This is a genomic window from Rhizobium sp. ARZ01 (assembly GCF_014851675.1).
Classification (GTDB): domain Bacteria; phylum Pseudomonadota; class Alphaproteobacteria; order Rhizobiales; family Rhizobiaceae; genus Mycoplana.
The window spans coordinates 402,326-423,034 of record NZ_JACVAE010000001.1 but is presented as its reverse complement, the minus strand read 5'-3'; the positions used below and the strand labels follow the sequence as shown (position 1 = coordinate 423,034).

Annotated in this window: 23 protein-coding genes, 1 pseudogene and 1 riboswitch; of the genes and pseudogenes, 11 read left to right on the top strand and 13 right to left on the bottom strand. The window is 61.9% G+C overall.

Annotated features, from left to right (window positions below; translation table 11 throughout):
* Positions 1–22: 22 nt before the first annotated feature.
* Positions 23–391: a hypothetical protein gene (locus IB238_RS01970; protein ID WP_192243084.1), complete on the bottom strand. Its 369-nt coding sequence runs from the start codon at positions 389–391 to the stop codon at positions 23–25.
* Between the two features lie 212 nt (positions 392–603).
* On the opposite strand from IB238_RS01970, the gene IB238_RS01965 reads away from it, so the two are divergent.
* Positions 604–1,533 carry a LysR substrate-binding domain-containing protein gene (locus IB238_RS01965; protein WP_348648185.1) on the top strand — a complete coding sequence of 310 codons (930 nt, stop codon included), beginning with the start codon at positions 604–606 and terminating at the stop codon, positions 1,531–1,533.
* A gap of 135 nt (positions 1,534–1,668) precedes the next feature.
* Here the strand turns inward: IB238_RS01965 and IB238_RS01960 are convergent, their stop codons facing one another.
* Positions 1,669–1,908, bottom strand: a complete 240-nt coding sequence (locus IB238_RS01960) for a hypothetical protein (RefSeq protein WP_192243080.1) — start codon at positions 1,906–1,908, stop codon at positions 1,669–1,671.
* Positions 1,909–2,111: 203 nt separating this feature from the next.
* On the opposite strand from IB238_RS01960, the pseudogene IB238_RS01955 reads away from it, so the two are divergent.
* Together IB238_RS01955 and IB238_RS01950 are read left to right on the top strand one after the other, a co-directional pair.
* Positions 2,112–2,439 (top strand): annotated as a pseudogene (locus tag IB238_RS01955) (GYD domain-containing protein).
* Positions 2,440–2,568: 129 nt separating this feature from the next.
* Complete coding sequence (locus tag IB238_RS01950; protein WP_192247267.1) at positions 2,569–3,012, top strand: GFA family protein; 444 nt, start codon at positions 2,569–2,571, stop codon at positions 3,010–3,012.
* Positions 3,013–3,033: 21 nt separating this feature from the next.
* Here the strand turns inward: IB238_RS01950 and IB238_RS01945 are convergent, their stop codons facing one another.
* On the bottom strand, positions 3,034–3,900 hold the full coding sequence (locus IB238_RS01945; RefSeq protein ID WP_192243078.1) for a sigma-70 family RNA polymerase sigma factor: 867 nt from the start codon (positions 3,898–3,900) through the stop codon (positions 3,034–3,036).
* Between the two features lie 108 nt (positions 3,901–4,008).
* On the opposite strand from IB238_RS01945, the gene IB238_RS01940 reads away from it, so the two are divergent.
* Together IB238_RS01940 and IB238_RS01935 are read left to right on the top strand one after the other, a co-directional pair.
* A complete protein-coding gene (locus IB238_RS01940; RefSeq protein WP_192243076.1) occupies positions 4,009–4,467 on the top strand; it encodes a carboxymuconolactone decarboxylase family protein in 459 nt (152 codons plus the stop codon).
* A 122-nt stretch (positions 4,468–4,589) separates the two neighbouring features.
* Positions 4,590–6,011, top strand: a complete 1,422-nt coding sequence (locus tag IB238_RS01935; protein ID WP_192243074.1) for an MFS transporter — start codon at positions 4,590–4,592, stop codon at positions 6,009–6,011.
* Positions 6,012–6,022: 11 nt separating this feature from the next.
* Here IB238_RS01935 and IB238_RS01930 read toward each other — a convergent pair whose 3' ends face one another.
* Positions 6,023–7,024: an NAD(P)H-quinone oxidoreductase gene (locus IB238_RS01930; RefSeq protein WP_192243072.1), complete on the bottom strand. Its 1,002-nt coding sequence runs from the start codon at positions 7,022–7,024 to the stop codon at positions 6,023–6,025.
* A gap of 327 nt (positions 7,025–7,351) precedes the next feature.
* Here IB238_RS01930 and IB238_RS01925 point away from each other — a divergent pair, with 327 nt between their 5' ends.
* Positions 7,352–7,609 carry a DUF1344 domain-containing protein gene (locus tag IB238_RS01925; RefSeq protein WP_192243070.1) on the top strand — a complete coding sequence of 86 codons (258 nt, stop codon included), beginning with the start codon at positions 7,352–7,354 and terminating at the stop codon, positions 7,607–7,609.
* A gap of 155 nt (positions 7,610–7,764) precedes the next feature.
* Here IB238_RS01925 and IB238_RS01920 read toward each other — a convergent pair whose 3' ends face one another.
* From IB238_RS01920 to IB238_RS01910, 3 genes are all read right to left on the bottom strand, one after another.
* Complete coding sequence (locus IB238_RS01920) at positions 7,765–8,202, bottom strand: EamA family transporter (protein ID WP_348648184.1); 438 nt, start codon at positions 8,200–8,202, stop codon at positions 7,765–7,767.
* Positions 8,199–8,585, bottom strand: coding sequence for a fluoride efflux transporter CrcB (gene crcB, locus IB238_RS01915; RefSeq protein ID WP_192243069.1), 387 nt, complete (start codon positions 8,583–8,585; stop codon positions 8,199–8,201). Before crcB ends, IB238_RS01920 begins: the two co-directional genes overlap by 4 nt.
* Positions 8,586–8,673: 88 nt before the next feature.
* Positions 8,674–8,735: riboswitch (Fluoride riboswitch) on the bottom strand.
* Positions 8,736–8,810: 75 nt separating this feature from the next.
* On the bottom strand, positions 8,811–9,365 hold the full coding sequence (locus IB238_RS01910; protein WP_192243067.1) for an HdeD family acid-resistance protein: 555 nt from the start codon (positions 9,363–9,365) through the stop codon (positions 8,811–8,813).
* A 150-nt stretch (positions 9,366–9,515) separates the two neighbouring features.
* On the opposite strand from IB238_RS01910, the gene betI reads away from it, so the two are divergent.
* The 5 genes from betI (at position 9,516) to betA (ending at position 15,491) form a co-directional block, all read left to right on the top strand.
* Complete coding sequence (gene betI / locus IB238_RS01905; RefSeq protein WP_192243065.1) at positions 9,516–10,175, top strand: transcriptional regulator BetI; 660 nt, start codon at positions 9,516–9,518, stop codon at positions 10,173–10,175.
* A gap of 52 nt (positions 10,176–10,227) precedes the next feature.
* On the top strand, positions 10,228–11,757 hold the full coding sequence (betC, locus tag IB238_RS01900; protein WP_192243063.1) for a choline-sulfatase: 1,530 nt from the start codon (positions 10,228–10,230) through the stop codon (positions 11,755–11,757).
* A 1-nt stretch (position 11,758) separates the two neighbouring features.
* On the top strand, positions 11,759–13,222 hold the full coding sequence (betB, locus tag IB238_RS01895; RefSeq protein ID WP_192243061.1) for a betaine-aldehyde dehydrogenase: 1,464 nt from the start codon (positions 11,759–11,761) through the stop codon (positions 13,220–13,222).
* Between the two features lie 81 nt (positions 13,223–13,303).
* Entirely contained in the window at positions 13,304–13,825 is a 522-nt protein-coding gene (locus IB238_RS01890; RefSeq protein WP_192243059.1) for a hypothetical protein, read from the top strand.
* A gap of 13 nt (positions 13,826–13,838) precedes the next feature.
* Entirely contained in the window at positions 13,839–15,491 is a 1,653-nt protein-coding gene (betA, locus tag IB238_RS01885) for a choline dehydrogenase (RefSeq protein WP_192243057.1), read from the top strand.
* A gap of 13 nt (positions 15,492–15,504) precedes the next feature.
* On the opposite strand, the gene IB238_RS01880 is transcribed toward betA, so the two are convergent.
* From IB238_RS01880 to IB238_RS01855, 6 genes are all read right to left on the bottom strand, one after another.
* Positions 15,505–15,975 (bottom strand): DUF6644 family protein, encoded by a 471-nt coding sequence (locus IB238_RS01880; RefSeq protein WP_192243055.1) that lies wholly within the window; start codon positions 15,973–15,975, stop codon positions 15,505–15,507.
* A gap of 8 nt (positions 15,976–15,983) precedes the next feature.
* The gene (locus IB238_RS01875) at positions 15,984–16,364 is read right to left on the bottom strand and encodes a DUF6152 family protein (protein ID WP_192243053.1); all 381 of its coding nucleotides are present in this window, start codon (positions 16,362–16,364) and stop codon (positions 15,984–15,986) included.
* Between the two features lie 173 nt (positions 16,365–16,537).
* Complete coding sequence (locus tag IB238_RS01870; protein ID WP_192243051.1) at positions 16,538–17,569, bottom strand: sulfate/molybdate ABC transporter ATP-binding protein; 1,032 nt, start codon at positions 17,567–17,569, stop codon at positions 16,538–16,540.
* A gap of 16 nt (positions 17,570–17,585) precedes the next feature.
* Positions 17,586–18,440, bottom strand: coding sequence for a sulfate ABC transporter permease subunit CysW (gene cysW, locus IB238_RS01865; protein ID WP_192243049.1), 855 nt, complete (start codon positions 18,438–18,440; stop codon positions 17,586–17,588).
* On the bottom strand, positions 18,430–19,290 hold the full coding sequence (gene cysT, locus IB238_RS01860; RefSeq protein WP_192243047.1) for a sulfate ABC transporter permease subunit CysT: 861 nt from the start codon (positions 19,288–19,290) through the stop codon (positions 18,430–18,432). The genes cysW and cysT overlap by 11 nt, the downstream gene beginning before the upstream one ends.
* A gap of 6 nt (positions 19,291–19,296) precedes the next feature.
* Positions 19,297–20,316: a sulfate ABC transporter substrate-binding protein gene (locus IB238_RS01855; RefSeq protein ID WP_192243045.1), complete on the bottom strand. Its 1,020-nt coding sequence runs from the start codon at positions 20,314–20,316 to the stop codon at positions 19,297–19,299.
* Between the last annotated feature and the right edge of the window lie 393 nt (positions 20,317–20,709).

The window sequence follows — 20,709 nt, the reverse complement described above, 5'->3', positions numbered from 1 at the left end:
TACCGCATCTGGCCGAACCTGCTCAACGTGAGCGCAGCGCTATGGGCATTTGTACAGTCGGTCGGCGATTTGGCGGAAGTTCGATGATGCCGCATACGCTCGTGTCTACGTTGAGCAACAGCAAGCCGCTGCCATTCGGGAACACTGTCATGATGCCCGATGTCCAAGAACGGCGCCGAAGGTCGGCCAAGCCCTTAAACATATTTATGCTGCGGGCCAGTTCCGAAGCATTGAGCAGCCGGTGTTGACCGCCTCTCTCTCGAATAAGTTCGAGCCAGGAATCGATCGATGGACAACTGTCGGCTCGCGCCGCGCTAGCGGCAGATGTAAGCAGTAAACCGACCAGTGCGGCACGCAGTCCTGTCCAACTCTTTGTGATGTTCTTGTTCATAGTCGCACCTCGAATCCTGATAGCCTCGGAAGGCGTCCGATATGAGAAGTGCGCTGACCGATCCGCGAACTTGGGGGCCAAGCTACAAAAACTACACCTCAGGTGTAGCCAGATAGACGGCCACAATGAGCACTCGATTTACTCAGAATGGCCGTTGTCGATTGCTTTGACAAACGAAATGGACTTACATTTAGGATCAGCGAAATTGGCGAATGGGGCGCTTGCGATCCATGCCAAGACACCTACCGTCGCGGCCGGATTCGGCTGTTCTGTTGGGACTGGACAGTTCGCTTTTGCGGAGTCTGAGCGCGGTTGCCGAGACGGGCAGCTTCGTCGGTGGTGCGCGAATAATGCACCGGACGCCATCGGCGATCAGCATGCAGATGAAGAAACTCGAAACACTGATCGGACAGTCGATCTTTGCACATCAGGGGCGTTCGGTTGTCCTGACGCCAGCAGGTGAAGCGCTTCTCACTTATGCGCGGCGCGTCCTTGGGATCGCTGACGAGGCAATGATGCGCTTTAACTCCCTGTCACAGAGGAGCATCGTGCGAATGGGGATGACGGATGAGTATGCCGTTGCGTTCCTCCCTTCGCTTCTCGCCAACTTTGCGGCGACGCATCCCTTGGTGGAGATTGATGTAACTTGCCGTTTGAGCACCGTATTGTCCCAGATGCTAGATAACGGCGAACTCGACGTCGCTCTCGTTACGGCGGACTCAACGGGGAGAGCAGGACCGCCGGGCGGGGGGATCTATCGTGACCGGCTCGCATGGGCGGGTACCGTGCACGGGACCGCTCACCTAAGACGTCCGCTGCCGATTGCAGTGGGTACGCCGAGCTGTATGTGGCGGAAAGCTGCCATCGACGCACTTGATGCCGCGGGCATTTCCTACCGCATCACTTGTACGAGCGAAAATTATGCGGGGCAGCTCGCACCAGTACTTGCCGACCTTGCCGTCGCACCATTGCCGTGCGCGGTCCTGCCGGCCGGCCTGTTACCACTGGGACCTGAAGACGGACTTCCCTCAATTGGGTACTTTGAGATAGCGTTGCGGCGCAGTCATCACGCCCCCGATGAACTGATGTCGGCCGTCATCGACCACGTTGGGGCTTATTTTCAGGCCCGCCAGATTACATAGCCTCAATGTCTGCATTGGGCCGCCCACAAGCGGACATTGATCTTCAGCCACCAGACCGCGACGGAAAAGTAGCCGGGCGGCCTTGCCGACCGTTCGAATTTTTTCGAAGCTGAAAGGCCGGGGCGATCCGGCTCTTCAGATACCGAGCATTTTCTTCGCCTCGCCGAGTGCTGCCTGCGAGCCTGCGTGATCGCCGGACTGGTGCAACTGTTCGCCTTGCTGGCGCAGCTGTTTGACCTTGGCCATGTCGGCTTCTGACAGGGAGGCGTTCGGGAGTGCCGCGTCAATTGCCGCCATCATGGTGGGGCACTGATTGGCGAAGGCATTCACAGGCGCGAGCGCCAAAAAAAGGGCAATTGAAATCCTGACAATCATCGGGGTCGCTCCTCCAAAGCCCGGAGCGCGGATGCCTCTCCGGCAACTAATGGATGATAGCCCAGCATCGGCCCAGCGCCAATGGCGGGCGACCAAGACAAGTATTGCCGCAAACTAAAGCGCCACGGAGACCGTTTTGCCGATACGATCGTATCCCGATTATGCTGTAAAATGATCTGGTAACGAGTGAAGGAGCATCGGCAATGGCACTCTACCTGACACGCTTCAGCTACACACCGCAAACCTGGGATCGATTGACACGAAATCCCGAAGACCGCCGGGATGCCGCGCGCGGTTACATTGAATCCGTCGGAGGTAAGCTTCACGGCTTTTGGTACGCATTCGGATCGCACGACGGGTTTAACCTGTGGGAGGCACCCGACAACGTCTCGATGGCCGCCGTCGCAAATCGCGATTGGAGGCGGTGGCGCTGTGTCAAAGTTCGAGACGACGCCACTGCTTACGGTCGAGGAAACACTGGAGGCTATGGAGTTAGCAAGAACAGTTGGTTATCGATCGCCAGGAGCGTAGGTGTCGGTCTGGCACCTATCCAGTTTGGTATGCCTTTGGGCCAGAAACGGTCGTTGGTGGCATTTGCTACGTAATTCCGGACAAATGCGAGGTTTGGCAATGCGATGGAACGAAACCGGCTTGCCATTGATGGGAGTGAAGAGTGGTCATGAGCGCGATAGAAAGCAGCATGCGGTGGCTTGCCACTGTGGTTCTGTCCGGTTCCGCGTGCGGCTTGCGGACGAGTTCAACACGATCCGCCGTTGCTCATGCTCCTACTGCCGCATGCGCGGCGCCATTGCCGTTTCGGCACAGCTCGCAGATATCGAATTCGATCAGGGCGAAGACAATCTGACGCTCTATCAATTCAATACGGGTACGGCGAAGCACTATTTCTGCAAGACCTGCGGCATCTACACCCATCACCAGCGCCGCTCCAACCCAAGCCAGTTCGGCATCAACGTTGCCTGCATCGAAGGCGTCAGTCCCTTCGACTTTGCAGCAGTGGAAGTCATTGACGGTGTTTCGCACCCGTCAGATTCCGGCTCCAGCCCCAGGGTTGCCGGAGTCCTTCGGTTCGAGCCAACGGCCTGACGCCGCACCTGCCTGTTCACGTCAGAGGTACACCACCTCCATGTCGGCAAGAAGGGCCGGATCGGCGATTGATTCGATAGCGACAATCCGGTCGCCCTCGACATCCATACGCACGACCACCTTGAGCGCTCCGCCGAGAACCACGGCAAGACCGAGCTGGCCGTTGATGAGGGCGAGCTTGGCCGCGGTTGCCTTGCCCTTGAAATTGGTCGCGACGGCCTGGGCGCCATGCATTTCGGCGAGCGAGCCGAGCCTGACGGCATCGGCATCCGCATGGAAGACGACATCAGGATCGAGCACGGCGAGCAGGCCGGCGAAATCACCGTCGCGTGAGGCTGCGAGGAAAGCCGCGACCACGCCCTTGCGCCGCTCGTAGTCGGCCGACGGCGTCTCCGGCAGGCCCTGCACACGGCGGCGGGCGCGGCTTGCGAGCTGCCGGGCGGCGACCGGCGAGCGGTCGACGATGCGCCCGATCTCCTCGAAGGGTACATCGAACATGTCGTGCAGAACGAAGGCGAGGCGCTCGGCCGGCGTGAGGCGCTCCAGCACCACGAGCAGCGCCAGCCCGACCGAGTCGGCCAGGGCCGCCTGCTCGTCCGCAGCAATGCCCGGGTCGGCGTGCTGCACCTCGCCTTCGTCGCCATCGATCGGATCCTCGCGGCGCTTGGTGCGGGCGCGCAGCATGTCGAGGCAGATGCGGCCGACAACGGTCGTCAGCCAGCCGCCCGGATTGTCGATACCGTCGCCGCCCGTACGCTCGAGCCGGAGCCACGCTTCCTGCACTGCGTCCTCCGCCTCACTCTTCGAACCCAGCATGCGGAAGGCGACGGAACGCAAACGCCCACGCTCGGCCTCGAAATGGTCGGTCCAGAAATTTTTCTCGCGCATCGGTCACACTCCCTCGTTTGGCTGCGTCATGGCCATGACGAACGAAACCGCACCGGTGTGACAGGGTTCGCAGCCGTCGAAGCTGAAATCATTGCAAGGAGTTTCAAAATGCAATCCCGCATGAACAATATCATCACCGTTCTTCCCGATGTCATGACCGCCATGCAGAAGCTGCAGGGTGCGGCCCAAGATTCCGGCCTTCCGGAAAAGACTGCCCATCTCGTGCACCTGCGTGCCAGCCAGATCAACGGCTGCGGCTTCTGCGTCGACCTTCACCCGCGCATGATGAAGAAGGCCGGTGAAACCGACCGGCGCATCTTCGCCGTCGCCGCCTGGCGCGAGGCCCCCTTCTACACCGATGCGGAACGGGCCGCGCTTGCTCTCACCGAAGCGCTGACCCGCATCAGCGACCGCGAAGAGCCCGTGCCGGATACAGTCTGGAATGAAGCCGCCCGGCACTATGACGAGAAGGCGCTGGCCGCACTTGTCGTCGAGATCGCGGCGATCAATGTCTGGAACCGCTTCAACGTCGCGACCCGTCAGGTTGCAGGCGAATGGAACCCGTAACGCCTGAAATCGCGGCCCTGTCCTTTCGGGGCCGCGAATTCCCGTCGGAAGTCACGGCTTGAACTTGCGCTTGCGCCGTGCGACGTCATCCTCGAACACAGCCGCATACCAAGGTCGCCTCCATGTCCGACAGCATCGCCAGCCCGAAGGAAGCCGCGCCGCGGCTCTCCAGCCTGTTCTGCCGCGCTCACCTGTTCGGCACACTGATGCTCGGCGGCGGCATCGCGATGCATGCGATTGAGACTTACATCACCGCGACCCTGATGCCCTCGATCGTGCGCAACATCGGCGGGCTTCCGCTGTTCGCCTGGGCGACGACGCTCTATGTGGCTGCCTCCGTGGTCGGCTCGATCTTCGTCGCCGTGCGTCCGGCCCGTGTTTCGCTGAACCGTTGCTATGTGGGCGGTGCTGTTATGTTCGGTATCGGCAGCCTGATCTGCGCCATCGCGCCGGTCATGGAGGTCGTGCTGCTCGGCCGTGCGGTGCAGGGTTTCGGTGCCGGGCTGCTCGTCACGCTCGGCTATTCCTTCATCCGCTTCGTCTATCCCGAAGCGCTTTGGAGTAAGGCCTCGACGCTCTACGCGGCGATCTGGGGTGTCGCGACGTTTCTCGGGCCGACCATCGGCGGCTTTTTCGCCGACGGGAACGCCTGGCGCGAGGCCTTCGCCATCCTCGTTCCGATCGCGCTAGTCATGGCGTTCCTGGCGCCGCGCCGGCTGCCGCGCGGCGAAGATCGCCATTCGGCCTCGGCCGCCCCCTTTGCCCAGATCGCCTTGCTGCTCGCGTCCGTCCTGCTGGTTTCCTTTGCCGGCTCCGTCGAGGCCGTGCCTCTTCGAGGCGCCCTCGCCGCTCTTGCCGCCGTTGCCATGGTCTGGATGGTGGCGATCGAGCGAAAAGCGAAGGCGCGGCTTTTGCCCTTGGGGGCCGTTCGGCTTTCCTCGGCGCTGGCCCGCATCTACCTGATCATGCTCCTGATGCTCGTCGCGCTCGCCTCCGACATCTACATTCCCTATTTCCTGCAAGGGCTGCATGGCGTGACGCCGTTGGTCTCCGGCTATCTGGTAGCCTTGCTGGCACTCGGCTGGACCGCATCGGCCTTCCTCACCGCAGGACTTTCGGGACGGCGCGCCGTCGTCTCCATCACGGTCGGCACGCTGATCGAAGCGTTTTCAACGGGCATGCTCCTGTTCCTGCTGGCGCGCGACAACCCGGCCGGCAGCGTCGCAACGCTGGTGCCGGCAACGATCGCGATCTTCGGCATGGGCTTCGGCGTCGGCATGGGCTGGGCGCATCTGGTGACGCTGGTGCTGAGGCTCGCACCCGAGAACGAGAAGGACAAGGCATCTGCGGCGATCACGACAATGCAATCGCTCGGCAGCGCCTTCGGCGCAGCCCTTGCCGGTGTTGCGGTCAACAGCACAGGGCTTCTCGATCCGGGCGGTGTTGCAGGCAACATCTCGGCGGCAAGCTGGCTCTACGGCCTGTTCGCGCTTCCCGGTCTCATCGCCTTTGCCCTGGCGGCCTCGCTGCTGCGGCAGCGCTGACGCGCACCCGCTCAGTCGAAGGTGAGCACCACCTTGCCGATGTGATCACCGTGCTCCAACGTCCGGTGGGCGGCCGCAACCTCGGCGAAGGGCAGAACCGACTGGATCACCGGGGCGACGCGTCCGGAATCGAGATGCGGCCAGACCTTTTCCAGAAGCTCGTCCCGGATCGCCTTCTTTTCGGCCACCGTCCGCGGCCGCATGGCCGAACCCATCACCCTCAGGCGCTTGGTGAGGATCGGCCCAAGACTAACCTTCTCGGCAATGGCCCCGCCAAGAAAGGCGATGATCGAAAGCCGCCCGTCGAGCCCGAGCGACTTGAGGTTCCGGTCGAAATACGCCGCACCGATCATGTCGAGGATGACGTCGACGCCGCGCTTGCCCGTTTCCTCGGCGATGACGGCGGCAAAATCCTCTGTCCGGTAGTTGATCGCCCGGTATGCGCCGAGCCCGACGCAAGCCTCGCACTTTTCCGTCGAGCCGGCGGTAGCGTAGACCTTCGCGCCGAAGGCGACGGCCAACTGGATTGCGGTCGTGCCGATGCCGCTGGTACCGCCATGGATCAACACCGTCTCACCGGATTTCAAACCGGCCATCATGAAGAGATTGGCCCAGACAGTGAAAAAGGTCTCCGGCAGGGCTGCGGCCTTGACCGCATCGTACCCCTTCGGAAACCGCAGGGCCTGGGTGGCCGGCACCGCGCAGTACTGCGCATAGCCGCCGCCGTTGGCGAGCGCGCAGACCTTGTCGCCCAACGCGAACTCCGTCACCCCCTCGCCCAATCCGACCACTTCGCCGGCGACTTCGAGGCCGAGGACGGGGCTGGCGCCCGGCGGCGGCGGGTAGTCGCCCTTGCGCTGCATGATGTCGGGCCGATTGATGCCGGCGGTGGCGACGCGGATGAGGATCTCGCCGGGTCGCATCTGCGGAAGCGGCCCCTGCGCCATCATCAGGTTTTCGACCCCGCCAGGTTCGCTGACATCGACAAAGTTCATGGTTTCGGGCAGCGGCATGGCGTTTCCTCCGAGTTGTCAGCGCAGGCGCACTTTCAATTCAAGCTATCTACAACATAGCGGAAAGTGCCTGCGAAAGTCAGGCCAGAAGGGCCCGCAAAAATTAAATTTCAGTCATCTTGCGACTGCCACAATTCGTCACAAATCATTGAAATCTCATGATTTCATGAGCTTGTAAAATTACCTATCTTTAATTTGAAGTCGCCATTGGACCGGTCTAATTTTCACGCCGAAGCCGGGAAGCGCCGGCGGTCTTGACCGCGACACGACGCCTTCCGGACGGCTTCGGAAAGAGCCCTCTCGGAGGGCCTAAACAGGACAACTCTGATGCGTGTTCTTCTTTCCAATCTCGCAATCGTTGCCCTTCTGTCCGTTCCGGCCGCAGCCCTTGCAGCCCAGACGGCAACCGGAACGGTCAAGTCCTACAGCCCTAGCCACATGAGCCTCACACTCGCCGATGGCACGATGTACATCCTGCCCAAGGGCTTCAAGGATCCCGGCCTGAAGGCCGGCGAGAAGGTCTCGGTATCGTGGGACATGGTCGGGAAAAAGCATGAAGCCCATGCTGTGAAGATCCTGCAGTAATTCCACAGGCTTGAGCGGCCTGCCCCGACACTACAAAGGGCCGCTCAGGATAGGCCGGGCTTGCGGCTGTGTGTGTGCGCAAGCTGTCAGACCGAAAGAGGGCGGATCCGGTGGCCGGGTCCGCCCTTCCTCCTTTTAAGCCTCGATTGCGCCCGTCAAATGCGCAGCGTCAGCATGACAGCGCCGGTCGCGATGAAGCACACCGCGAGCCAGTGCATGGGCGACAGCCGCTCGCCCAGAAACACCGCCGCAAAAGCCGCCACCAGCACCACGCTCAGTTTGTCGACCGGCGCCACCTGCGAGGCGTTGCCAAGCTTCAGAGCGCGAAAGTAGCAGAGCCAGGAGGCCCCCGTCGCAAGGCCTGACAGGACGAGAAACAGCCAGCTTTTCGCCGAAACAGTCGCCGGCTCCTGCCAGCTTCCCGTGACCGAAAGGATGAAGGCGATCGAAGCGAGAATGACGATCGTGCGGATGAACGTGGCGAAATCGGAACTCACCCCTTCAATGCCGACCTTGGCGAATATGGCGGTCAGTGCCGCGAAGACCGCCGAACCCATCGCCCAGAGCTGCCAGGATGCGAGGACAGACTTCACGGCAGGCCCGCCGAAGCCAAACGAGCGAGGAACAGGCCGGCGATGACCGCGCCAAGCGACAGGACAACGCTCGCAAACACATAGGCCGCCGCGAGACCCAGATTTCCCCGCTCCCACAAAAGCGTGGCGTCGAGTGCGAAGGCGGAAAAGGTGGTGAAGCCGCCGAGCACGCCGGTCGTCAGAAGCAGTCGCCACTCCTGCGGCAGATGCCCACGAAAGGCGAAGAAGCCGGCAAGCAAACCCATCACCATGCAGCCGAGGACGTTCACGGCAATCGTTCCGAGCGGAAATCCGTTGCTGGAAATTCGGTCGGCCAGGACGTTGACGCCGTGCCGACTTGCGCCGCCGATTCCCGCGCCGATGAAAACAATGAGATAATTCATATCGTTACCCTTCCACGCTGTGGCGGTAACGGAAACGACCCACGAGCGGCTGCATTTCGCGCGCCTGCACCGGGAGACCTTCCGGTCCGCCTTGGCAGGAGCTATCAGCCGATACGGCGGTTGTCGGGGAGCTCCATCCCCATCACACAACGGCTGTTTATCGCAAGGGCGGCGGCGGTGTCAAACCGACACGACGCCGCGACCGTCCGACTAAAGCGCGGTGCCTCACGCCTTGCGTAGCGCCAGACCGAAGAAGATCAGCGACCATCCCTGCATTGCCAGGTCGAAGGCGAGGAACAGGCCAAGCAGCCACAGGCTGTTGACCGGCCAGCCGATGAGGAAGACGATGCCGGCCAGTGCCGTGACGATGCCGCCCGCAAGCAGCCAGCCCCATCCGGCACCCTCGTCGCGCGAGTGAAACGCCACCCAGATGCGGAAGAGGCCGGAGACGAGGAGCGCGCAGGCCATGAACAGCGTCAGGACCTTCGACGTGAGGACCGGATTGGTGAAGGCCAGCACGCCCGCGGCAAGATAGAGCAGCGCGCTCAGCACCCAGTAAATCGTGTCCTTCCACGCCTTCACCTGGAAGGCATGGGCCAGATAAACGCAGCCGCCGATGATCATCAGCATGCCGACATAGTAGACCGTGACCACCGTCGCCCACAGCAGATTGCCGGCGGCAATGATGCCGAAAGCAAGGAGAGCGACACCGAGGGCGACGAACCAGCCCCATTTTCCACGCACTTCAGACAAGCGAGGTATTTCGGAATGAACAGCCATGACCACCCCCAATAGCTGAAACAAAACAAGCTGATCGTACCACGAAATCGACAGTTGTCATGATCGGCGACATACGCGCAGCAGCACCTGTCACATTTTTATTGATTGGCCAGTCAATTAAAAATAATGTGGCGGCCAGGGAGGCGAGATATGCCCAAGGTCGGAATGGAGCCGGTACGCCGCAAGGCGCTTGTGGACGCGACGCTCAAGGCGGTCGGCGATCACGGCTCGCTGGCCGTGACGATGTCGGAAATCGCCCGGCACGCGGGCGTATCGCCGGCCTTAGCGCATCACTATTTCGGGTCGAAAGAACAGCTGCTGCTGGCGACAATCCGGAGTCTACTCAGGCAGTTACGCGAAGATGTGATCAAGGCGATTCAATCCGTTCAGGCGCCGCGTGAAAAACTCTCGGCAATCATCCGCGTAAACTTCCAGGCGGATCAATTCGCTCCGGAAACGATCGCCGCCTGGCTCGCCTTCTACGCCGATGCCCAACGCTCGGAGGAAACGCGGCGGCTGCTCGTGCTCTATGCGCGCCGCCTGCGCTCGAACCTCGTGGCCAACCTGAAACGGCTTTGCCCGGCCGATGACGCAGTTCGCATCGCCGAAGGCGCCGCCGCGATGATCGACGGGCTCTATATCCGGCAAAGTCTAAGGTCCGTTCCCATCAGCGTCGATTCCTCGATCGCGCTCACTGAGGATTATCTGAATGCGCAGCTTCAACCGATCGGAGTCAATGCTGCGGACGCATCCGCCCCTCATCCGCCTGCCGGCACCTTCTCCCCGCTTGCGGGGAGAGGGCTAGGGTGAGGGGCAACGTCATGCCCGCAATCTTCGCTCTCGCCTCAAGGATCCGCATCCCGTGACTGCCAGAAAGCCGAACATCCTGATCATCATGGTCGACCAGTTGAACGGAAAGCTCTTTCCGGACGGCCCGGCGGACTGGCTGCATGCGCCACATCTGAAGGCACTCGCCAAGCGGTCAGCCCGCTTTCGCAACAACTACACGTCCTCGCCACTGTGCGCCCCTGCCCGCGCCTCCTTCATGGCCGGGCAACTGCCGAGCCGCACGCGGGTCTATGACAACGCCGCCGAGTACGTCTCTTCGATCCCGACCTTTGCCCATCACCTGCGCCGCGCCGGCTACTACACGGCGCTGTCGGGGAAAATGCATTTCGTCGGACCGGACCAGTTGCATGGCTTTGAGGAGCGGCTGACGACCGACATCTACCCGGCCGATTTCGGCTGGACGCCGGATTACCGCAAGCCCGGAGAGCGGATCGACTGGTGGTATCACAACATGGGCTCGGTGACGGGTGCCGGCGTTGCCGAGATCACCAACCAGATGGAGTATGACGACGAGGTCGCCTTCCTCGCCAATCAGAAGCTCTACCAACTCTCGCGCGAGAACGACGACACGGACCACCGTCCCTGGTGCGTCACGGTTTCCTTCACCCATCCGCACGACCCCTATGTGGCGCGGAAGAAATTCTGGGACCTCTACGAGGACTGCCAGTATCTGGAGCCTGAGGTCGGCATGCTGGAGAAGCAGGACCCGCATTCGGCGCGCATCCTGCACGCCTGCGACTACGCCAGCTTCAGCATCACTGACGAAAATGTTCGCCGCTCGCGCCGCGCCTATTTCGCCAATATCTCCTATCTCGACCAGAAGGTCGGCGAACTGGTCGACACGCTCACCCGGACAAGAATGCTGGACGACACGCTGATCCTGTTCTGCTCCGACCACGGCGACATGCTCGGCGAGCGCGGCCTGTGGTTCAAGATGAACTTCTTCGAGGGTTCGGCACGCGTGCCGCTGATGATATCCGGCCCCGGCGTCACCGCCGGCCTGCATCTCGCACCGACCTCCAACCTCGACGTCACGCCGACCCTCTGTGACCTCGCCGGCATCTCGATGGACGAGGTGATGCCATGGACGGATGGCGAAAGCCTAGTGCCGGTCATCAACGGCGAAGAACGCACCGCGCCGGTGCTGATGGAGTACGCGGCGGAAGCCTCTTACGCACCGATCGTCGGAATCCGCGAGGGCAAGTGGAAATATATCCATTGCGAACTCGATCCCGAACAACTTTACGATCTCGAGGCCGATCCGTTGGAGCTGACCAATCTGGCGTCCTCCTCCGACCCAATCGTCAAGGCGACGCTGGAGGCCTTCCGGCAGATGCGCGAGGCGCGCTGGGACATGGAGGCTTTCGATGCCGCCGTGCGCGAGAGCCAGGCGCGACGCTGGCTGGTCTACGAGGCGCTGCGCAACGGCGCTTACTATCCCTGGGATCACCAGCCGCTGCAAAAGGCTTCCGAGCGCTACATGCGCAACCACATGAACCTCGACAACCTCGAGGAATCCAAACGCTACCCGCGGGGAGAATGAGATGAGAGCCCAGCCGAAAGCCAGCCACTTCATCGACGGCGAATATGTCGAGGACACCGCCGGCACGCCGTTCGAGAGCCTCTATCCCGCCACCGGCGAGGTGATCGCGCGGCTGCATGCGGCAACGCCCGCGATCGTCGAGAAGGCGATCGCGGCTGCCAAGCGCGCCCAGCCCGAATGGGCAGCGATGAGCCCGACGGCGCGCGGGCGCATCCTCAAGCGCGCCGCCGAGATCATGCGCGAGCGCAACCGCGAGCTCTCGGAGCTTGAGACGCTCGACACAGGCAAGCCGATCCAGGAGACCATCGTCGCCGACCCGACCTCCGGCGCCGACAGTTTCGAGTTCTTCGGCGGCATCGCCGCGGCCGGGCTCAATGGCGACTACATCCCGCTCGGCCAGGATTTCGCCTTCACCAAGCGCGTGCCGCTCGGCGTCTGCGTCGGCATCGGCGCCTGGAACTATCCCCAGCAGATCGCCTGCTGGAAGGGCGCGCCGGCGCTGGTCTGCGGCAATGCGATGGTCTTCAAGCCCTCGGAAAACACGCCGCTCGGCGCCCTGAAGATCGCCGAAATCCTCATCGAGGCCGGCCTGCCGAAGGGGCTCTACAACGTCATCCAGGGCGACCGCACGACAGGTCCGCTGCTCGTCAACCATCCTGATGTCGCCAAGGTGTCGCTGACCGGCTCGGTGCCGACGGGCAAGAAGGTGGCGGGTGCTGCGGCCTCGGCGCTGAAACACGTCACGATGGAACTCGGCGGCAAGTCGCCGCTGATCGTCTTCGACGATGCCGACCTCGAAAGCGCTATCGGCGGGGCGATGCTCGGCAATTTCTACTCGACCGGCCAGGTCTGCTCGAACGGCACCCGCGTCTTCGTCCAGAAGGGCATCAAGGAGCAATTCCTGGCGCGGCTGAAGGAGCGGACGGAAAAGATCGTCATCGGCGAGCCGATGGACGAGGCGACGCAGCTCGGGCCGATGGTGTCGAAGGCGCAGCGCGACAAGGTGCTGGACTATATCGGCAAGGGCAAGTCGGAAGGCGCGACGCTTGTTACCGGCGGCGGCATCCCGAACCATGTTTCCGGCGAGGGCTACTACATCCAGCCGACTGTCTTTGCCGACGTCACCGACGAAATGACGATCGCGCGGGAAGAGATCTTCGGGCCCGTCATGTGCGTGCTCGACTTCGACAATGAAGAGGAAGTGATCGCCCGCGGCAACGCCACCGAGTTCGGCCTCTCCGGCGGCGTGTTCACCCGCGACATCGCCCGCGCCCACCGCGTTGTCGACCAGCTCGAAGCCGGGACGCTCTGGATCAACACCTACAACCTCTGCCCGGTCGAAATCCCCTTCGGCGGCTCCAAGCAGTCCGGCTTCGGCCGCGAGAATTCGCTGGCGGCGCTTCAGCACTATTCGGAGCTGAAGACGGTCTACGTGTCGATGGGGTCGGTGGAAGCACCGTATTGAGAAAAAGCCCCTCTCCAACCCCTCCCCTTGTGGGGAGGGGTTGGGGAGGGGCCATCGAACAGGAACTGCTGGGTAACGGCAATGCAGAACGCAGATTACATCATCATCCGCTCCGACACGGTGCCGGCCCGCGGTGCGTTTCTGTATGAGTCAGTCGTAGTGCCTCAGCCGAGAGGGCTTAACGACCACGCGCTTCCAGAGGGCATAGATACAGAGACAACACAACGGTACATACCAGAAGAAAAATGCGATACCCGTGGCCTCTTGGAGTACCGCGGCTATAAGCACGCACGAGAACACACAAAGACCGATTCTGAGTTTTCTTTTCAAGAAGGAGAACGCCGAAATTTCTTGTCGCGTATCTCGATAAACGTTCTCCGTCCCCTCGGCGCGGCGTTCTCTTTCTTTCTCTTCCTTCAGACGAGCATTTTCTACCGCGCTCAATCGCTGCAGCAGTTTCTTTCGGAAGCCTTCTCCGGGCATTTGAAGTCCGCATCCCCAACTAAGTATACAACCACAGACCTAATTTCGATCCTTGGCGTTTTCAACGGAAACGAGCCATGCAGGTCGATGAAACACGCAACAATGCCTAACGAAGCTTAAGCGGAACATCATCATGCAGCAGGCAGATTACATCATCGTCGGATCGGGTTCGGCAGGCTCCGCACTGGCCTATCGCCTCTCGGAGGACGGCAAGAACACCGTCTTGGTTCTGGAGTATGGCGGGTCGGACATCGGGCCGTTCATCCAGATGCCGGCGGCGCTCGCCTGGCCGATGAGCATGAAGCGCTACAACTGGGGCTATCTTTCCGAACCGGAGCCGAACCTCAACAACCGCAGGATCACCGCACCGCGCGGCAAGGTGATCGGTGGGTCATCGTCGATCAACGGGCTCGTCTATGTGCGCGGCCACGCGGAGGACTTCAACCGTTGGGAAGAGCTCGGCGCGCGTGGCTGGGCCTATGCGGACGTGCTGCCCTATTTCAAGCGGATGGAGCACAACCACGGCGGCGAGGACGGCTGGCGCGGCACGAATGGGCCGCTGCACGTCAAGCGTGGACCGGTGAAGAACCCGCTGTTCCACGCCTTCATCGAGGCGGGCAAGCAGGCCGGCTTCGAGCTGACCGAGGACTATAACGGCTCCAAGCAGGAAGGTTTTGGCCTGATGGAGCAGACGGTCTGGCAGGGCCGGCGCTGGTCCGCGGCGAATGCTTATCTGAAGCCGGCGATGAAGCGGCCGAATGTCGAGCTGGTGCGCTGCTTTGCGCGGAAAATCGTGATCGAGAGCGGCCGCGCCGTCGGCGTCGAGATCGACCGCGGCGGCAAGATCGAGGTGGTGCGCGCCAACCGCGAGGTGATCGTCTCGGCCTCCTCGTTCAACTCGCCGAAACTACTGATGCTCTCGGGCATTGGTCCAGGACAGCATCTGCAGGACATGGGGATCGAGGTGAAGGCCGACCGGCCGGGCGTCGGCGCCAACCTGCAGGACCACATGGAGTTCTATTTCCAGCAGGTCTCGACCAAGCCGGTATCGCTCTATTCGTGGCTGCCGTGGTTCTGGCAGGGCGTGGCGGGCGCGCAGTGGCTGTTCTTCAAGCAGGGGCTCGGCATCTCCAACCAATTCGAGGCCTGCGCCTTCCTGCGTTCCGCGCCCGGCGTCAAGCAGCCAGACATCCAGTACCACTTCCTGCCCGTGGCGATCTCCTACGACGGCAAGGCAGCCGCCAACACGCACGGATTCCAGGCCCATGTCGGCTACAACCTGTCGAAGTCGCGCGGCAGCGTGACGCTGCGCTCGGCCGATGCGATGGCCGATCCGGTCATCCGCTTCAACTACATGAGCCATCCGGAAGACTGGGAGAAGTTCCGCCATTGCGTACGGCTGACGCGGGAGATTTTTGGCCAGAAGGCCTTCGACCACTATCGCGGGCCGGAAATCCAGCCGGGCGCGAAGGTGCAGACGGACGAGGAGATCGACGCCTTCCTGCGCGAGCACCTGGAAAGCGCCTACCACCCCTGCGGCACCTGCAAGATGGGTGACCGCAACGATCCGATGGCGGTGGTCGATCCGGAGACGCGCGTCATCGGCGTCGACGGCCTGCGGGTCGCCGATTCATCAATCTTCCCGCACGTCACCTACGGCAACCTCAACGGTCCCTCGATCATGACCGGCGAGAAGGCCGCCGACCATATCCTCGGCCGGCAGCCCCTGCCCCGCTCCAACCAGGAACCGTGGATCAATCCGCGCTGGGAGACGAGCGACCGGTAAGCCCGGCGCCGGGTCAGACGAAGGCGATCCAGCGCCCGGCCACGAGCGTCGCGGCCCAGAGCGTCAGTGAGAGCAAAGCCTGCAGCCTGAGCAGCGGTGACACCTTCCCATGGTTCACCGCAACCATCCACCGCGTCGTTCCGTGTACGGAAAGCGCATTGACAACGCCGCAGGCGAGCAGCGCCAGCTTGACCAGGAAGGCCGGGTTCGACGCGTATTCCATCGGGCGCACGGAAAACAGACAGATACCGGTCAGGATCGCGAGCGCCACCCCGATGGCAGCGCTTGCCGAAAGATAGGGTCCGAGAGCGGAGAGCGGGTAGCGGCGAAACAGGCCGAGCAGGCGCAGGTCCAGCGGCATGATCGCGCCGACGATCAGGCCGATCGACAGGATGTGCGCCGCGTTGACGAACAGGTAGAGCGTGCCCGACGCCTTCAGCGCCGCGGCGATCGGCGAGGCTGCGATCCATTCGAGCCCCTCCATGCCCACACTCAATTCATCTTGATCCGCTCGGGATAGATATCGAACACCTTGCCGTTAACGGTGATGCGCACGGCCTTCATCCGCTTTTCATCGGGATCGAGCGAGCGATTGCCGAGAACGACAACCTGGTCTCCCTGCTTGGCCGAGCCTTCCACAAAGCCGGAACGCTGCGTCTGGCGCGGATTGCCCAGTTCGATCTTCCACAGCCCATCGCTTGCCGTCTCGACGTCGAGGGTGGGATGCGGCGGGGCGATCACGACCGTGCGAATGATGCCCTTGAGTTCGGTCTGCTCTTCTTCAGCCCATGTCCAACCGTGATGCGCGAAGGACGCCGTTGCGGCGAAGGCTAATATGGCGGCAACGGCCAGTATGCCGGTCAAGGGACGCATGGCGCATTCCTTTCGATCCTTGGGTCACAGGACGAAAGTTAGCGTGGACGCGCGCAAAGGCGAGTCGGATCACCAACCCTTGAACAAGCGCAGGCCATCTCGACGTTGGCGCCGGAGTTGCAGGCTGCCAAAGCGACGGGCGTCACTATAGAACACGGTGGCCCTTCGCCCGCTCAGTAAAACAGCTTCCATCGTGTCGGGCGGAACGACAGGATCGAGCCGTTGGTGGCGGCCGCTTCGAGCGGGATTTCGATCTCCACGTGGCATGGGTCCTCGGCGGATCCTAGTTCCACCTCGGCGATGCGGGTGCCGGCAAGTCGGCGGCTCGATGTGACGGGACCGGTGAAGCAGGGCCCCTCTTCCACCAGCGAGACATCCTGCGGTCGGAAGAACAGACGCCCCTCGCCGTCGCGCTGGGCGGCAAGCCCGGTGGACTCTCCATGGAAATGCACGGTGCCGTCGATCACCGTTACCGGCAGGTTCGCACTCTCGCCGATGAAGGAGAAGACGAAGGGCGAGTTCGGCCGATCGTAGACATCGTCCGACGATCCTACCTGCTCGATCTTGCCCTGGCTCATCACGACGACACGGTCGGCGAGTTCCAGCGCCTCCTCCTGGTCGTGCGTGACGAAAACGGTCGTGTGGCCGGTGCGGTCGTGGAACTCGCGCAGCCAGCGGCGCAGCTCCTTTCGCACCTTGGCATCGAGCGCACCGAAGGGCTCGTCGAGAAGCAGCACCTTCGGTTCGATCGCCATGGCACGCGCAAGCGCCACGCGCTGGCGCTGGCCGCCGGACAGCTGGTTGGGAAAACGTTTCTCCAGCCCGGTCAGTTGCACCATGTCGAGCAGCTCCAGCGCCCGGCGGCGGATTTCCGCCTTGGGCGGACGCTGGTGGCGCGGTCGGACCGTCAGGCCGAAGGCGACGTTTTCCGCGACGTTCATATGCCGGAACAGCGCGTAATGCTGGAACACGAAGCCGACGTTGCGTTCCTGCACCGATTTATAAGAGGCGTCCTCGTTGCCGAAGAAGATGCGGCCCAAGGTCGGTTGCTCGAGGCCTGCGATCAGGCGCAGCAGCGTCGTCTTACCCGATCCGGAGGGGCCGAGAAGAGCGATCAGTTCGCCGGATTCGATCTTCAGCGAGACATCGTGCAGCGCCGGATAGAGATCGAATTCCTTGCGGATTTTTTCAACGCGAATTTCCATGTGCGCTCTGCTCTTCTCAGTGTTTCTGGCCGGCCGACAGCTCGGAACCGTAGCGGGTTTCTAGAATGGCCCGGAGCACAAGCGTCAGGAGCGCCAGGAGCGCCAGAAGCGAGGCAACCGCGAAGGCGCCGACGATGTTGTAGTCGTTGTAGAGGATCTCGACATGCAGCGGCATCGTGTTGGTCAGGCCGCGGATATGGCCGGAGACCACCGAAACGGCGCCAAACTCGCCCATCGCGCGGGCATTGCAGAGCAGCACGCCATAGAGCAGGCCCCACTTGATGTTGGGCAACGTCACATACCGAAACGCCTGCCAGCCGCTGGCGCCGAGCGAGATCGCCGCCTCCTCGTCGCCGGTGCCCTGCTCCTGCATCAGCGGGATGAGTTCGCGCGCGACGAAGGGAAAGGTGACGAAGATTGTGGCGAGCACGATGCCTGGCACGGCAAACACCACTTGCAGACCATATGACTTCAGGAACGGGCCGAGCACCGAGTTCGCACCGAAGAGCAGCACATAGACAAGGCCGGAAATGACCGGCGAGACCGAAAACGGCAGGTCGATCAGGGTGATCAGGAAGGCCTTGCCGCGGAATTCGAACTTGGCGATCGCCCAGGAAGCGGCAAGGCCGAAGATCATGTTGGCGGGCACCGCGATAGCCGCAACCAGCAGCGTCAGCCTGATGGCGGAAACCGCATCCGGTTCGCCAAGCGCCGCAAGATAGGCACCCCACCCTTCCCGGAAGGCCTGCGTAAAGACGATCACAAGCGGCAGCAGCACGAAAAGGGTGAGAAAGGCGAGAACCGCAAGGATCAGTGCCCAGCGGACCGGCGCGCTTTCGCTGATCGGGTTCTTGAAGTGCTCATTGCTCATAGCCGAACCTCCGCCTGCTCCAGGCCTGAATGAAATTGATCAGGAGAAGCATGAGAAACGCGATGACCAGCATGACGGTCGCAATGGCGGTCGCAGCGCCATAGTCGAACTCCTCCAGCCGGATGACGATCAAGAGCGGTGCAATCTCGGAGACGAAGGGGATGTTGCCGGCAATGAAGATGACCGAGCCGTATTCGCCGATGCCGCGGGCCAACGCCAGCGCGAAGCCGGTGAGGATCGCGGGCATCAGGCCAGGAAGGATGACGCGAAAGATCGTCTGGAAGCGGTTGGCGCCCAGCGAAGCGGCCGCCTCTTCCACCTCCTGGTTGATCTCCTGCATGACAGGCTGGACGGTGCGCACCACGAACGGCAGGCCGATTGCGATCAAAGCAACGACAATGCCGATCGGCGTGTAGGCAACCTTGATGCCGAGCGGGGTCAGCAGGCTGCCGATGAGGCCGTTCGGCGCATAGATCGATGTGAGCGCAATACCGGCAACCGCTGTCGGGATGGCAAAGGGAAGATCGACGATCGCATCAACGATGCGGCGGCCGGGAAAGTTGTAGCGCACCAGCACCCAGGCGGTGATGACGCCGAAGATCACGTTAACGACGGCGGCGATCAGCGCGGTGGAGAACGAGACCTTCAGGGCGCCGAGCGTGCGCGGGTCCAGGACGAGGCGGATGAAGTCGGCCCAGCCGAGGGAAGCGGATCGCCAGGCGAGTGCCGCCAGCGGAATGAGAATGATGAGCGTCAGGTAAGCCAGCGTAAACCCGAGCGTCAGTCCGAAGCCCGGAATGACGCTCGGGGTTTTCCAGTGCCAACGCGCAGCGCTGGGGGTGGATGCCATTCGATCTCAGTTCCCCGGCTTGTAGACCTGGTCGAAGATGCCGCCATCGCCGAAGAATTCCGGCTGCGCCTTCTTCCATCCACCAAAGGCCTCGATCGTCAGGAGTTCAAGCTTCGGAAACTTCTCCAGGAGCTTCGCATCGACGGCGGAGGGATCCGACGGGCGATAGAAGTTCTTGGCCGCGATGTTCTGGCCTTCCTTGCTATAAAGATACTCAAGGTAGGCATTTGCAAGCTTTTCCGTTCCCTTCGCTTCCGCGTTGCCCTTCACGACCGCAACGGGCGGCTCGGCATAGATTGAGAGCGGCGGAGCGACGATCTCGAACTGGTCAGGTCCGAGTTCTTCCAGCGCAAGCCATGCCTCGTTCTCCCAGGCGAGCAGAACGTCGCCAATTCCCCGTTCGACGAAGGTCGTGGTGGAGCCGCGCGCGCCGGTATCCAACACCGGCACGTGCTTGAAGAGCGTGGTGATATATTCAGTCACCTTGGCCTTGTCGCCGCCGAATTCCTTTTCGGCCCAGGCCCAGGCGGCGAGGAAGTTCCAGCGGGCACCGCCGGAGGTTTTCGGGTTCGGCGTGATGACCTGGACGTCGTCCTTGATCAGGTCGCTCCAGTCCTTGATGCCCTTCGGATTACCCTTGCGCACCAGGAACACGATTGTGGACGAATAGGGCGTCGACTTGTTCGGCAGCAATTCGCGCCAGTTTCCCGGGATCTTCTTCGTCTTTTCGACGATGGCATCGATGTCTGCTTCAAGCGCGAGGGTAACGACATCGGCCTCGAGACCATCGATCACTGCGCGGGCCTGCTTGCCGGAGCCACCATGCGACTGCTGGACCGTGACATCCTCGCCGGTCTCTGCCTTCCAATGGGCGGCAAAGGCGGTGTTGTACTGCTTGTAAAGTTCGCGGGTCGGATCATAGGACACATTCAACAGTGTGCTCTGCGCCACGGCCGCCGAAACGGCGCCGACAGCGAGGCCAACGCCAAGCAAGGCAACACTCAAGCTTTTGGAAAAAATAGACATTTTCTACTCCCTCTTCCTTGGTGCACAAAGTCTATGAAGTTAGTAGAGTTAGTCAACAATGAAACCGGGCTTCGCAAAAGTGGTTCCCTGCAACGCCCACGGAGGCAAAATGGTTCCTCGGTGTTAAAGCCTCGACGACATGGTTATGTCGCCAAAACCCCGCGGCAGGAAATGCGACAGGCACCTCAATATCGGCTTTAGAGGCGGTCGATCACGCATCCTGCGCACCATCGTCAGTTGCATCCGAACGCGAATAAACCTTCAGCGGCGGCCCGCAGAGGGGACTTTAGGGCAATACGGACAAATGCAAAAGCATGGGTGCCTTTGGCGCCAGGCAAGCATTGCATAGTTTGAAACGGAAAGGGGCGGCTGATGCCGCCCCTCTTGATTTGC

Coding starts and splice junctions, on each gene's coding strand:
- IB238_RS01970 (WP_192243084.1), bottom strand. CDS start 391: ATGAACAAGAACATCACAAAGAGTTGGACAGGACTGCGTGCCGCACTG.
- IB238_RS01965 (WP_348648185.1), top strand. CDS start 604: ATGGGGCGCTTGCGATCCATGCCAAGACACCTACCGTCGCGGCCGGAT.
- IB238_RS01960 (WP_192243080.1), bottom strand. CDS start 1,908: ATGATTGTCAGGATTTCAATTGCCCTTTTTTTGGCGCTCGCGCCTGTG.
- IB238_RS01950 (WP_192247267.1), top strand. CDS start 2,569: ATGGGAGTGAAGAGTGGTCATGAGCGCGATAGAAAGCAGCATGCGGTG.
- IB238_RS01945 (WP_192243078.1), bottom strand. CDS start 3,900: ATGCGCGAGAAAAATTTCTGGACCGACCATTTCGAGGCCGAGCGTGGG.
- IB238_RS01940 (WP_192243076.1), top strand. CDS start 4,009: ATGCAATCCCGCATGAACAATATCATCACCGTTCTTCCCGATGTCATG.
- IB238_RS01935 (WP_192243074.1), top strand. CDS start 4,590: ATGTCCGACAGCATCGCCAGCCCGAAGGAAGCCGCGCCGCGGCTCTCC.
- IB238_RS01930 (WP_192243072.1), bottom strand. CDS start 7,024: ATGCCGCTGCCCGAAACCATGAACTTTGTCGATGTCAGCGAACCTGGC.
- IB238_RS01925 (WP_192243070.1), top strand. CDS start 7,352: ATGCGTGTTCTTCTTTCCAATCTCGCAATCGTTGCCCTTCTGTCCGTT.
- crcB (WP_192243069.1), bottom strand. CDS start 8,585: ATGAATTATCTCATTGTTTTCATCGGCGCGGGAATCGGCGGCGCAAGT.
- IB238_RS01910 (WP_192243067.1), bottom strand. CDS start 9,365: ATGGCTGTTCATTCCGAAATACCTCGCTTGTCTGAAGTGCGTGGAAAA.
- betI (WP_192243065.1), top strand. CDS start 9,516: ATGCCCAAGGTCGGAATGGAGCCGGTACGCCGCAAGGCGCTTGTGGAC.
- betB (WP_192243061.1), top strand. CDS start 11,759: ATGAGAGCCCAGCCGAAAGCCAGCCACTTCATCGACGGCGAATATGTC.
- IB238_RS01890 (WP_192243059.1), top strand. CDS start 13,304: ATGCAGAACGCAGATTACATCATCATCCGCTCCGACACGGTGCCGGCC.
- betA (WP_192243057.1), top strand. CDS start 13,839: ATGCAGCAGGCAGATTACATCATCGTCGGATCGGGTTCGGCAGGCTCC.
- IB238_RS01880 (WP_192243055.1), bottom strand. CDS start 15,975: ATGGAGGGGCTCGAATGGATCGCAGCCTCGCCGATCGCCGCGGCGCTG.
- IB238_RS01875 (WP_192243053.1), bottom strand. CDS start 16,364: ATGCGTCCCTTGACCGGCATACTGGCCGTTGCCGCCATATTAGCCTTC.
- IB238_RS01870 (WP_192243051.1), bottom strand. CDS start 17,569: ATGGAAATTCGCGTTGAAAAAATCCGCAAGGAATTCGATCTCTATCCG.
- cysW (WP_192243049.1), bottom strand. CDS start 18,440: ATGAGCAATGAGCACTTCAAGAACCCGATCAGCGAAAGCGCGCCGGTC.
- cysT (WP_192243047.1), bottom strand. CDS start 19,290: ATGGCATCCACCCCCAGCGCTGCGCGTTGGCACTGGAAAACCCCGAGC.
- IB238_RS01855 (WP_192243045.1), bottom strand. CDS start 20,316: ATGTCTATTTTTTCCAAAAGCTTGAGTGTTGCCTTGCTTGGCGTTGGC.